At 30.6% G+C, this 12,892-nt stretch carries 15 protein-coding genes; 14 read left to right on the top strand and 1 reads right to left on the bottom strand.

All coding sequences use genetic code 11. From position 1 onward, the window contains the following. From J2S15_RS18840 to J2S15_RS18780, 13 genes are all read left to right on the top strand, one after another. Nucleotides 1-687 carry a fructose-6-phosphate aldolase gene (locus tag J2S15_RS18840; RefSeq protein ID WP_307411527.1) on the top strand — a complete coding sequence of 229 codons (687 nt, stop codon included), beginning with the start codon at nucleotides 1-3 and terminating at the stop codon, nucleotides 685-687. Nucleotides 688-978: 291 nt separating this feature from the next. Next, nucleotides 979-1,314 carry a hypothetical protein gene (locus J2S15_RS18835; RefSeq protein ID WP_307411525.1) on the top strand — a complete coding sequence of 112 codons (336 nt, stop codon included), beginning with the start codon at nucleotides 979-981 and terminating at the stop codon, nucleotides 1,312-1,314. Continuing rightward, on the top strand, nucleotides 1,314-1,652 hold the full coding sequence (locus J2S15_RS18830; protein WP_307411522.1) for a hypothetical protein: 339 nt from the start codon (nucleotides 1,314-1,316) through the stop codon (nucleotides 1,650-1,652). Before J2S15_RS18835 ends, J2S15_RS18830 begins: the two co-directional genes overlap by 1 nt. Before the next feature lie 28 nt (nucleotides 1,653-1,680). Next, nucleotides 1,681-2,070, top strand: a complete 390-nt coding sequence (locus tag J2S15_RS18825) for a hypothetical protein (RefSeq protein ID WP_307411519.1) — start codon at nucleotides 1,681-1,683, stop codon at nucleotides 2,068-2,070. A 266-nt stretch (nucleotides 2,071-2,336) separates the two neighbouring features. Continuing rightward, complete coding sequence (locus tag J2S15_RS18820; protein ID WP_307411516.1) at nucleotides 2,337-3,146, top strand: Fic family protein; 810 nt, start codon at nucleotides 2,337-2,339, stop codon at nucleotides 3,144-3,146. 145 nt (nucleotides 3,147-3,291) lie between these two features. After that, nucleotides 3,292-3,930: a TetR/AcrR family transcriptional regulator gene (locus tag J2S15_RS18815; RefSeq protein WP_307411514.1), complete on the top strand. Its 639-nt coding sequence runs from the start codon at nucleotides 3,292-3,294 to the stop codon at nucleotides 3,928-3,930. Between the two features lie 25 nt (nucleotides 3,931-3,955). Continuing rightward, nucleotides 3,956-5,224, top strand: a complete 1,269-nt coding sequence (locus J2S15_RS18810; RefSeq protein WP_307411511.1) for an MFS transporter — start codon at nucleotides 3,956-3,958, stop codon at nucleotides 5,222-5,224. A 126-nt stretch (nucleotides 5,225-5,350) separates the two neighbouring features. Further along, a complete protein-coding gene (locus J2S15_RS18805) occupies nucleotides 5,351-6,640 on the top strand; it encodes a glycoside hydrolase family 1 protein (protein WP_307411508.1) in 1,290 nt (429 codons plus the stop codon). Between the two features lie 69 nt (nucleotides 6,641-6,709). Continuing rightward, complete coding sequence (locus J2S15_RS18800; protein WP_307411505.1) at nucleotides 6,710-7,513, top strand: MurR/RpiR family transcriptional regulator; 804 nt, start codon at nucleotides 6,710-6,712, stop codon at nucleotides 7,511-7,513. Nucleotides 7,514-7,623: 110 nt separating this feature from the next. After that, a complete protein-coding gene (locus tag J2S15_RS18795; RefSeq protein WP_307411502.1) occupies nucleotides 7,624-9,000 on the top strand; it encodes a glycoside hydrolase family 1 protein in 1,377 nt (458 codons plus the stop codon). A 1-nt stretch (nucleotide 9,001) separates the two neighbouring features. Then, nucleotides 9,002-10,288 carry a PTS sugar transporter subunit IIC gene (locus tag J2S15_RS18790; protein ID WP_307411500.1) on the top strand — a complete coding sequence of 429 codons (1,287 nt, stop codon included), beginning with the start codon at nucleotides 9,002-9,004 and terminating at the stop codon, nucleotides 10,286-10,288. Nucleotide 10,289: 1 nt separating this feature from the next. Continuing rightward, nucleotides 10,290-10,586 (top strand): PTS sugar transporter subunit IIB, encoded by a 297-nt coding sequence (locus tag J2S15_RS18785; protein ID WP_307411498.1) that lies wholly within the window; start codon nucleotides 10,290-10,292, stop codon nucleotides 10,584-10,586. Nucleotides 10,587-10,588: 2 nt separating this feature from the next. After that, complete coding sequence (locus J2S15_RS18780; RefSeq protein ID WP_307411495.1) at nucleotides 10,589-10,909, top strand: PTS sugar transporter subunit IIA; 321 nt, start codon at nucleotides 10,589-10,591, stop codon at nucleotides 10,907-10,909. Between the two features lie 87 nt (nucleotides 10,910-10,996). Here J2S15_RS18780 and J2S15_RS18775 read toward each other — a convergent pair whose 3' ends face one another. After that, nucleotides 10,997-11,902, bottom strand: coding sequence for an ROK family protein (locus J2S15_RS18775; RefSeq protein WP_307411493.1), 906 nt, complete (start codon nucleotides 11,900-11,902; stop codon nucleotides 10,997-10,999). Nucleotides 11,903-12,227: 325 nt separating this feature from the next. On the opposite strand from J2S15_RS18775, the gene J2S15_RS18770 reads away from it, so the two are divergent. Further along, nucleotides 12,228-12,887 carry a TetR/AcrR family transcriptional regulator gene (locus J2S15_RS18770; RefSeq protein ID WP_307411490.1) on the top strand — a complete coding sequence of 220 codons (660 nt, stop codon included), beginning with the start codon at nucleotides 12,228-12,230 and terminating at the stop codon, nucleotides 12,885-12,887. The last annotated feature ends 5 nt before the right edge of the window (nucleotides 12,888-12,892 follow it).

The following is a 12,892-nucleotide window of genomic DNA, read 5'->3' as shown; positions in this document are numbered from 1 at the left end:
ATGAAATTACTAATTGATAATGCAAACATAGAAGATATAAAGAGAGTGTATGAGTTCTATCCAATTGATGGAGTTACCTGTAATCCAACAATCCTTTTAAAAGAAGGAAAGAATCCTTATGAGTTATTAAAAGAAATAAGAGAATTTATTGGTGAAGAATCACAACTACATGTTCAGGTAATCTCTTCTAAAGCAGAAGACATGATTGAAGAAGGACATAAGATTCAAGAAATACTAGGAAAGAATACATATATTAAAATACCAGTAATTCCAGAAGGATTAAAAGCGATTAAATACTTAGCAAGTGAAGGTGCAAATGTTACAGGAACTGCAATCTATAATCAGATTCAAGGATATCTAGCAGGAAAAGCAGGAGCAAAGTATGTAGCACCTTATGTGAATCGAATTGATAACCTGGGTTATAATGGGATTGCAGTAGCGAAACAGATTCATGATATGTTGAAGAGAGCCAGCTTAGAGACTGAAGTAATTGCAGCAAGTTTTAAAAACTCGCATCAGGTCTTAGAGTTATGTGAGTATGGAATAGGAGCATCAACAATAGCACCTGATGTAATTGAAGGACTGATTAAGAGTGATACAATTACTACAGCAGTAGATGCTTTTGTGAATGATTTTGAAAAACTTTGTGGCGAGAATGCTACAATGCTTACTTGTGTAGATAAATAAATATATATTATTAAAACGATATCTATGGCAATCATTAGATATCGTTTTTTGAATTAACAATTATATGGTTTCACTGTTTTTGTGAAACTGCAATATCAGTAAAACTTGTAGAAAGTAGAAAATGATTATGTATAAAAAATTAAGGATTTCCTGAAATAAATGTTAATAATGTAGTAAGGGAAGTAAATGAAGATAGAGAGCAAAATAATCATTTGAAATATTGCGATACGTTTATCCCCAGTTTATAATATTAATATAAATTTTCTTAATTATTAGAGGGGGGTGAAGAATATGTTAAAATTAGAAATAAAATTAGATGAGAAAAAAATAATTACAGATGCTAAGTATAGCTGTGAAAAAGTTTATGGTGCTATTGATAAAGCTTTTTCAACATATCAATTTCGTAAAGAAATATATGAAGATGGCACAATTTGCTATTATGGAAATGGTAAACCAAGAGATTTTGGTGGATTTGGGAGATTAATAACTTCTTTAAAGGACAGAGAATGGTTTATGGAGTATCTTGTAAAGTGGATTTGGTATAACAGTGATAGTGGTAGAAATGAAGAGGATTTTGCTGTTAATGATGTTTTATATCACTATACGAAAAAGGAAAGTGTTAGTTAGTGAATAGTGGTGAATCAAAAGACTATAAAGCTTTATATTTTGATATACGAACAAAAGATTTAAAAATACATTATTCCAAAACAAATCCTAATGGAGCATATAAAAAAATTAAATCCTTCTTTATTGAAAATGATTTTTCACATGAGCAATATTCAGGGTATCACTCTAAATTCAAAACAACTGATCTAATTATTTTTGACTTGATTCTAGAAATAAGTAGAAAACTACCTTGGTTAAGACATTGCATTAATCATTTTGAAGTTACGGATATTGGGCCAAATCATAATCTAATGGATTTGATTTTAAAAAGTGACAATATTTTAGAGGTGTTAGAGTAAGACTATTAGTAAAATTAGGGGGTAAATTTTGGAGAAAGAAGTAAGTGAATTGTTTTCAAAATTAAAAAAACTCAATGTAAAAGGACGTATTGATTATGATGATTCAAACGTTCTTTGGTATTTATCGGATTTAGTTTTAGTACGAATTTATCCACAAAGTGCACCTGATGAAGGTTATATTGGTGTTTCATATGTACATAATGGTAAGGAGTTGAGTGGGACTGGAACCCATTGGCATCCTTTAAAAGAAGAAATATGGAGCGATATTTTGAGTTTACATAATGGTGACTATGTTTTTGTGGCTAAAACTTCTTTACTAAGTAAAAATGTAATTATGATGACAACAAAAGAGTTTGAAGCAAAGAAGCATAAATTTAAGAATAGAAAATATTGCACATATAGTATCATAAGGTTATGATCGAAAACTTATAAGGGCTTAAGAATTAAGAAGTTATATTATTAGTAATAAACTGAAATTTTAATTTGTGACACCACTGGTGACACAAATTAAAAGGTGGTTATTATTGAAATATATAGACTGCGACAAGAGAAGCATAATTGGTATTTAGTTAAAGATTTTAATAATAGCAGCTATTATAGAAAAAACTTATATAAGTAATCATAAAGTTGAATTCATATACTAATTAATAAATGTTGTGATGTTTGTATACAAAGGAGAACCATATGCAATATGAAATAGATTTTACTCAACTTTTAACTAAGCAATTCAAAGTTGAGTATCAAAAGAGAGATAAAAGCGGAATTTATGGTTTTACACAGCAATATTTAACATATAACTCGAATAAGATTGAAGGGAGTGGCTTAGGTGAAAGCCAGATTGCCTCATTGTTCAATACAGGCAGTATTATGTCAGATGGTGAAATAATTGTAGCGAAGGATATCGAAGAAGCAACTGGTCATTTTGCAATGTTCAATCATATGTTAGAAACATTAGATGAAGAATTATCACAAAAATTAATTAAGGAATTTCACTATAAATTGAAAAGTGGAGTATTTGAGGATATGTCGAATGGATATCCTATAGGAGAATATAAAAATAGAAAAAATATTGTAGGTATTATTGAAACAACATTACCAGAAGAAGTAGATGGTAGAATGACAGAATTGCTAGAAGTCTATCGTAAGTTGGATAAACCTTCGTTATCAGATATTGCGGTATTTCATTCGAACTATGAACAAATTCATCCATTTCAAGACGGAAATGGACGTACAGGTAGAATGATTTTATTTAGAGAATGTTTAAAAAATAGATATGTTCCTATTATTATTACTGAAGATCAAAAACAAGAATATTATTATGCACTTCAGGAAATGCAAACCAACTGCAATTCAGAACCACTGCTTCAACTATTTAAGGCAGAACAACAAGATTACTTTGATTTAGCAAAAGATTTTGTTATTCCGACATCGAATAAGAGCATTGAAATGCGGATTAAAGAAGCTAAAGCGGTTTATGATAGAAAAAGAAAATAAATAAAGAGAATTAAACATATAAATATTTAGAAAATACAAATTAAAAGAGAGGAATAATAAATTTTTCTCTTTTTTTGTTGACAATTTTTTATATTTATCATATATTATATATATCGACTGACGGTTGGTCAGTAAGAGGTGTAATATGGCAAGAGTTGTAAAAGAATATGATGAAAGAAGAGAAGAGTTCCTTGATATATCAGAAAAATTGTTTTCTGTTAAGGGATATAATAAGACTTCAGTACAAGATATTATAAAAGAAATTGGCGTAGCAAAAGGTACATTCTATTATTATTTCAAATCAAAAGAAGAGATAATGGATGCAATCATAATGAGATATGTGGATATCCAATTAGCAATTGCAAATAAAATCTTAAACGAAGATTTACCTGCTAATGAAAAGATGAAAAAGTTATTTCTTACGTTAGGTGGTTCAACAGAGCGTAAAGATAATTTGACAGAAAACTTGCATGAGGTAAATAATAAAGAAATGCATGTGAAAAGTATTGTTGAAGCAGTAAAGGGATTAACACCAATTCTAACTCAAATTGTTGAACAGGGAATTGCTGAAAATGTATATGATGTTGAGAATCCTAGAGAAACAATTGAGTTTATGTTTACAGGGTCACAGTTTCTATTAGATGATGGGATATTTGACTGGTCAGTAGAAGAGATATTACAGAAAGCATTAGTATTTACAAAAACAATGGATAAAGTATTTAGTGCTAAATCAGGAAGCTTTTATTTCATATATGAGCTTTATGACTCAGTATTTAATAGATAATTAAAAACAAGGAAAGAGGACTAACATGAAAAACTATAATCGTAATTTTAACTTAATGATAATTGGACAAATCATATCAATTTTTGGATCAGCAATTCTTAGATTTGCACTGTCTACATATATTTTAGATACAACAGGACGTGCAGACTTATTTGCAGCATTATTAGCAGTATCAACAATACCTGGAATTATTCTTACACCAATTGGAGGAGTTATTGCAGATCGATTTAATCGTAGAAATTTAATGGTTATTTTTGATTTTATAAATAGTGGAATTGTATTTGCATTTTTACTTACACTATTATTTACAGATGCTACAATCGTTACAATTGGATTTCTAATGGTTGTACTATTTATTATTAGTGCAATGTATCAACCGTCAGTACAAGCTAGTATTCCTTCATTAGTAAAAGAGGATCAACTGGCTCAGGCAAATGGATTAGTAAATGGAATTAATGCATTATCGAATTTTATGGCACCAGCACTTGGTGGTGTATTATATGGAATAATCGGATTACAATCAATTGTTGTAATTAGTGCAGTTGCATTCTTATTCTCGGCTATTATGGAAATATTTATTCATATTCCATTTGTAAAACCAGAACAATCAGGTAGTTTCTTAAGTGTAGCAAAAGATGATATGAAAAAAGGGTTCCAATATGCAATCAAAGAAAATAAATATATTCTAAAAGCTGTTGGTTTAGCAGCAGGATTAAATTTATTCTTATCACCATTCTTTATTGTAGGAGCTCCTTATATCTTACGTATTACTATGGAAAGTACAGATATGATGTATGGAATAGGATTAGCAGCAATACAATTAAGTTCAATTATTGGTGCTATCATGATTGGTGTTGTAGCTAAAAAACTAAAAATAAGTAATTTATATATATTACTTATTATTGCAGCAATTCTATTTGTTCCGATTGTAGTGGCGGTTATGCCAAATGTCTTGGTAACAGGTTACTGGCCTTCATTTACATTGTTTATGCTTGGATCAGTTCCAATTCTAATGCTTATGACAATTGTTTCGATTTATGTAATAACAGTTGTTCAACAAGAAACACCAAATCATTTATTAGGAAAAGTAATGGCAATCATTCTTACAATTTCACAATGTGCAGCACCAATTGGACAATTGGTTTATGGTTCATTGTTTGAAACATTCAGCATGGAAGTTTATATTCCAGCAATAGGGGCAGCAGTATTTACCTTCATATTAGGTGTTATTGCAAAAGTAATTCTTGCAAATAAGAATGAAGTAGAAGTAGTAGTTGCTCCTGAAGCAGCATAGAAAAAAACAAAGAGCAATTTAATTCTAAGGAGTAAATTGCTCTTTGTAATTATGTACGTGTTTTTGAAACTTATTAATGATTTTTAATTGCTATACTTTAAGAGTATTATACGAGGAGGTAATTATATGATTGATATTTTTCAATATAAAGCAATACAATTTCCAGATGATTTTATTTGGGGAAGTGCTACAGCAGCAATGCAAGTAGAAGGAGGAAATTCATCAAACAAGGATGATCCACGATTCGCACCAACACATGCACTTGGAGGTATCCCTTATATTATGGCAAACAAAGCGAGTAATAGTTATGAACTATATGAGGAAGATATTCACTTATTAAAAGAGTTAAATCAAAAGATGTATCGGATGTCTATTGAGTGGTCAAGAATTATTCCAGAAGAAGGAGTAGTGAACAAAAAGGAAGTTGAACATTATATTAAAGTTCTAACTCGACTTCAAGAAGAAGGTATCCAAGTATGTCTAACATTGCATCATTTTTCACATCCTGTTTGGTTTGAAGAAAAAGGAGCGTTTAAGGATATCTCAAATATGAAATCATGGGAATATTTCTTACATACGATTGTACCAGTAGTGGAGCCATATGTTGATTTCTGGATTGTAATTAATGAACCAAATATGCCATTTGAATACGAAATAGAAGAAAGAATTAATCTAATGCAATATCATGCAAGAGGTTATCATATTATTAAGGAGTATTGTGATAAACCTGTGTCTTCAGCATTATCTTATTCTATCAAGCAACCAATGAGAGGACAATTTGATTATCCTGATAAAATCATGGCAGATTATATTGATTATATAGAAAACGAATTTTTTGCTCATGCAATTCGTACTGGAGAAATTGTAGTTCCATTTCATGATGCTGTAATAATTCCTGAACTTAAGGGAACGTGTGATTTTTGGGCATTAAATACATACATAAGGCAGCTTATCAATTCACGTAAAAAAATCTTTAGATTCGATAATTATAATGCAACACATTTCAAAGCATTAGATAAACCCTTTTTCACAGAAGAGATTACACCAGAAATTATGTTTCAAATGTTGATGCGATTCAATGATAAACCAATTATGATTACAGAAAATGGAACAGCAGTAACGGATGATGATATTCGTATTGTATATATTGCATCAATGTTAACTGCAATGCATCAGGCAATGGAAATGGGAGTAAATTTGATTGGATACTTATATTTCAGTTTGCTAGATAACTGGGAGTGGGGAACATTTCATCCAACATTCGGAATTGTGGAGGTTGATTTTGAAACATATGAACGAAAGATTCGTAATAGTGGATACTTTTATCGTGATATTATTAGTAATAATGGAATAAATCAAACTATTATTCGTAAGTATATTAATCAAATGCCAGTGAATAAAGACCTAATAAAGTAGAAAGACGAAAATATTGTTATGTAGTTATCTCCATGATAAAATGAACATAGATTGATTGGAGGTAATTTCATGGCAATGCATTCATCCGTTTTATCTTCTTTGCTAAGATATATAAATAATACTAAGAAAAGAGATACGAACTATTCAATAGCAAAGGAAATGCTTATGCATTTTGATGATATTCCAAATGTGACAATTCATGAAATGGCAGATTTTTGTTATGTGTCTTCTGCTTCGATATCAAGGTTTGTTAAGATGTTAGGTTATGAAAATTATGTAGACTTTAAAAAGCAGTGTAAAGATTCTATCGCTATAAATGTTGATTACTCAAAAGAAGTAGCCTTCGCAGGAAAAAAAGAAATGAAACCTATTTTTGAGTCATATACAAATAATATTATTGGTAATTTAGATTTTACTTTAGAAAATTTAGATTACCAACAATTAGAGCGTATCTGTGAATTAATATATCAGAGTCAGGATGTTTGTTTTTTAGGTCTGGAATATGCTTCACTTATTGGACAACACTTCCAGATAAAAATGGCAGAATTAAATAAGCTTATTAAAATAGGAAATACTTACAATGATCATTTAGAAATTGTAAATTCTCTAAACAATAATAGTGTTGTATTTATTGCATCACTAGAAGGAGGATATTTCTATCGTAATGATGATATTATTCAAATAATTAAGCAAAAGAAATGTAAGGTTATTACACTTACTATGAACCATGAACTTAAACCAATGAAAGAAGTAGATGAAGTATTGTTGTGTAGCAAGAATAATTCAAATACGGAGGGAAGAATAGCCTTACTATATATTATAGAGTTAATTATTATGTACTATTATGTAAACTACAAGGCAGCGATTAGCTAATGTAGTTTCAGAATCTGAAACTAACTGAAGTAAATTGAAACTACTTCAGTTTTTTTGTCGACAAAAATCTTCAATAACAATGTTAGGGTAAAGATGAAAGGAGACAATGTATGACAAAAGAATTTTTATGGGGAGGTTCTACCAGTGCTTTTCAGTTTGAAGGAGGATATAATGAGGGTGGTAAAAGTACTTCAACGACCGATGTGAGAAATACTCCAGAAGGAATTGCAGATTCTAAAGTTGCATCTGACCATTATCATCATGTAAAAGAAGATATTGAGCTAATGGCGAATTTAGGGATTAAGATTTATCGCTTTTCATTTAACTGGGCTAGAGTTATAAAAGACGATGGTAGTGTTAATGAAAAAGGAATTGAATTTTATAATACAATTATTGATAGTTGTATAGAATTGGGAATTGAACCGTTTCCAACACTTTATCATTTTGAAATGCCACAAAATTTAGTTGATAGATTTGGTGGGTGGAAATCAAGAAAATGTATAGATGCCTTTACGGATTATGCAAAAGCATGTTTTTTAAATTTTGGTGATCGAGTGAAACGTTGGGGAACAATTAATGAACAATTAATTGTTAGTGCAGCATCTGACTTAAATGGGAATAAAGAAAATAACTCACAACAAAAAATTATCGATATGTATACAATGAGTTATCATATGTCAGTTGCTGAGAAGAAAGTTATTAAGTTATTTAGAGAACTTATACCACAAGGGAGAATTGGACCAGTCTGTACAATGCAGATAGCCTATCCACAAACTTCAAAGCCTGAAGATATGATTGCTGCGGCAAATGCAGAAGACTTCTTAATGTATATGTTTTTGGATATGAGTGTCTATGGTACTTATCCAAAAAGTGTACAAAATTATTTGAAAGATTTAGGATTGTTTTATCCCTTAGAAAAGGATAAAGAATTACTTGAATCTAATACATCAGATTTTATAGGACTTAATTATTACACTAGTACGTGTATTAAGGCTAAGCCAGATGAATTTGATGATAGTAAATTGCCACCATTTTATCGAAACTCATTTTTTACTTTAGGTGAAAATAAAGAACTTAAGAAAACAAAATGGATGGAATATGGAATTGATCCAATGGGACTGTATCTAGGAGTACGTAAACTATATGAGAAATATAGATTACCAATGATTATAACTGAAAATGGATATGCCATGAGTGAGAAGTTGGATAATGGAAAAATTCATGATATACAAAGAATTTCATATCTAGATGAACACATTCGAATCTGCGAAAAACTTGTAGAAGAAGGATATCCACTTGAAGGATACTGTCCATGGTCATTATTTGATCTTGTAAGTTCACATCAGGGATTTTCTAAGCGATATGGTTTAATTTATATAGACCGAACAGATCAGGATGTGAAAGAGTGTAAAAGAATACCAAAAGATAGTTATTACTGGTATCAAAAAATAATAAAAAATAATGGGATAATAGAGGAGAACATATAATATGAATACATTTATAAATTTCATGGAACAAAAAGTTGTTCCTGTATCAAATAAAATATCATCAAATCGCTATTTAAAAAGTGTAAGTAATGGATCAATGATGTTATTAAGTGTCATTATGATAGGATCTATTTTTACGGTTATTAGCGGAATCAGTTGGGAACCATATCAAAGTTTTTTGACATCAACAGGGATTGGAACATTTCTAGGGTTTGTGCCTGCTGTAACAATTGATTTATTAGCACTTTATATGGCATTTTCAATTGCTTATTGTGCAGCAAATCAATTTGATATAAGCGATAGTGCTACAAGTTGTGGAATTGTATCACTCGTTTGTTATGTATTATTAACACAAATAAATACAGTAGCTGTTGAAGGTTCTTCGTTTTTAGATTTTGATTATTTAGGAGCAAAAGGAGTAATTGTTGCTATTTTTGTTAGTTTAATTACAACTCAAATCATTCGTTTTTTTGTAAAAAGAAATATTACGATTCGAATGCCAAAAGGTGTACCACCAATGGTAATAAATTCATTTATTGCATTAATTCCAGCGATTGTTGCAGTTACTTTCTTTGGCTTAATAAAGATGGGGATGCTTCAAACAAGTTATGGAACATTACAAGGTTTTATTTATGCAACCCTTCAAATACCGTTACAAACATTGACTGGAAGTTTACCAGCATTCTTAGTATTAATCTTTGTAGCAAACCTACTTTGGTTCTTTGGGGTTCATGGATCATTTACTGTATTACCAATTCTGTTCCCAATATTCTTAGGATATTTACAAGAAAATACAGCAGCTGTAGCAGCAGGTACAGCTATTCCAAATGCAATAAACTTTGGATTATATGACCTTGCTTGTTTAGGGGGAGCAGGTGCAACAATAGGGTTGGTGCTAATTATGTTTTTCTTTTCGAAAAGCAAGCGATATAAAGTATTCTCAAAGGTAGTTTTACCTTGTGGATTATTTGGGGTAAATGAACCATTAATTTTTGGGATGCCAATTATGTTAAATGTAATGTTATTGATTCCATTTCTATTAACGCCAATTGTGATTGTATCACTTGGATATGGTTTAATAAGTTTAGGTATTATTACACCAACTATTGGTGTGTTAGGTGCAGGTTCATTACCTCCATTTATTCATGGATTGGCGCAGGGAAGTTTATCGTTTGGTATTTATGAATTATTTGCTACTTTACTATCTGCACTTATTTATTTCCCATTCTTTAAAATGCTAGATAAACAAGCATGTGAAGAAGAATTAGCTGAACAATTGGAGGACTAAGATGAAAAAAGTAATCTTACTTTGCTCAGCAGGTATGTCGACAAGTATGCTTGTTGAAAATATGAAAGAAGCAGCGCTTAATAAAAATTATGATTATCAGATTGAAGCACATTCACTAACAGAACTTAATAATGTAAAAGATAGTGCTGACATTATTTTATTAGGACCACAAGTTCGCTTTCAATTAGACAGTGTAAAGAAACAAGTGGAATGTCAGGTTGAGGTGATACCAATGACTGATTATGGACAAATGAATGGTTCCAAAGTTGTCGAACTTGTTCATTCACTGGTAGGCTAGAGATGAATGGAATTGAACAAATCAGTTTTGAAATTATTGCAAGTGTAGGAACAGCACGTAGTTGTTTCATTGAGGCAATTCAATGTGCAAAGAATAACAATTTCGAACAAGCTTCTCAAAGAATGGAAGAAGGCGAAGAAAACTTTATTCATGGACATCATGCTCATGCACGATTAATTCAACAAGAAGCGAATCAAGAACTCAATAATATTACACTTTTACTTGTTCATGCGGAAGACCAATTAATGAGTGCTGAAGGATTTAAAATCATTGCTCAAGAGTTTATTGATTTATATCAAAAACTTTCAATAAATTTACAATAGTTTTAACAATTTATAATATAAGTAAAAAAGTCATTAATTACATGGAAATAAGATGCATGCGATTAATGACTTTTCTTGTAAAAGTACTTATTTATTTTTTATATAAGCAAGAGGTAACATTGCTGCACCTACGATACCTGGTTCATCAAGCTGCGCATACGCGAATTCAATATCACGCATACCTGGGAAAACTAGTTCCTTAAAGTAGTTGTGGAATCGGTTGAAGAATATTTCTTTTGATTTCATTACACCTCCACCAAGAACAAAAATATCAGGATCAATAACAAGTGCAGTAGCTGCAAATCCTTGTGCTAAATCATAAGCAACACTATCAACTAGTTCTAATGCTTGCTCATTACCATCTGCTGCAAGTTGAAAAACATCACCAGCATGTTCGATAGAATCACCAAACAACTCTTTTCCTTTTCTAGTAATTGCTGTACCGCTTGCTTCATTCTCAAGCGCACCAGCTGCTAAACCATTACGTGCTTCACGATTACGATCAACTACGATATTACATAACTCTCCAGCATGTCCATGCTTACCAGCAATTACTTTTCCATCAATCATTAAAGCTCCACCAATTCCAGTTGAAACTGTAATATAGTAAACAATTGATTTACCTTTTCCAGCACCTAACGTAGCTTCTCCAAGACCAGCAACATTTACATCATTATCCATGAATGTTGGTTTCTTAAAATGATCTTGAATCATCTGTGCTAAAGGTTCACCAGCAAATCCTGGTAAGTTATTTGTCACAACAATTTTACCAGCTACTGTATCCACTGGACCAGGAACACCCATTCCAATACCTTCAGCATTTTCATAATTATCCAAACTTTCAATTAAACGAATGATCTTTTGAATAACATAAGGTACTCCTTTATCTACTTCGCTTGCTTCTTTCTTATCTTGCAGAACAGTTCCATGCTCATCAACCAATGCAACACGAACATTTGTTCCACCTAAGTCAACTCCAATATATGTTTTCATACTACAAACTCCTTTTCATTATCATATCATTTCAGTCGATTGAAGTTCAATAGAGTTAGATAAATAATCATTAAGCAATATATATGAGTCACAAATCCATAACATGATTCAAAAATGATGAAATTGAGTCATGTATTGGCAACGTGATTCAAAAACACAAAAAATGAATCACGTTCTAATAATAAAAAATAAGAAAACTTAGATATTAATAAGAAGTAAACTTCGATTAAAATGACAATATGTCATTTTAATGTTGACAACACATAAAACTTGTATTAAGATATAAATGACAACCAGTCATTTTAAAAAGGAATGGAGAAATAATATGCCAAAAGTTACAGAAGAATATTTAAATGAAAAGAAAAATTTTATAGTTGAATGTACAAATGAAATCTTAAAAGAGAAACCATTATATCAAATCACTATGAGAGATATTATAAAAAAAGCAGGATTCAGTCAGGGAGCTATCTATCGTTATTATGCAAGTATTGATGAAATCTACATTGATTTAATTAATCTAAATACAAATGATAATTCGCTGGATGAGAAGGTTGATGAATTGATTAGTTCAAAGAAAACTGAAAAAGAAATCCTTTTTGAATCAATCATTGCGATTGGTGAGTATATTGATGGATTACTTGATTCTGTTGGTGGTAAAACATTTTACGAACTTATTGTTCATTATGGATATGATTATGAAAAAAGAAGCACTGTATTTCCTAAGTTAAAACTTAAACAGAGTTTAGAGTATGCACAAACAAAACTTGTTGAGTATTTTATGAATAGCATAAGTGCAGGAAACTTACAATCATCAATTCCAGTTGAAAGGCTCATTAAATATATTTGTACATCAGTTGATGGAATCTCACAAGTTGGAGCTATGAGCAAAGTTGGAACTAATAATCAAGATAAAGCTTTGGATATTAATATATCTGAGATGTTTGAGACATTAGCAGAAGCTACAATCAATTTCTTAGTTGAATAAAAACG

The sequence above is a fragment of the Breznakia pachnodae genome (assembly GCF_030814225.1).
GTDB lineage: Bacteria > Bacillota_I > Bacilli_A > Erysipelotrichales > Erysipelotrichaceae > Breznakia > Breznakia pachnodae.
Note: the sequence above shows the minus strand (reverse complement) of the source record. Positions and strands in the feature narration are given on the sequence as shown.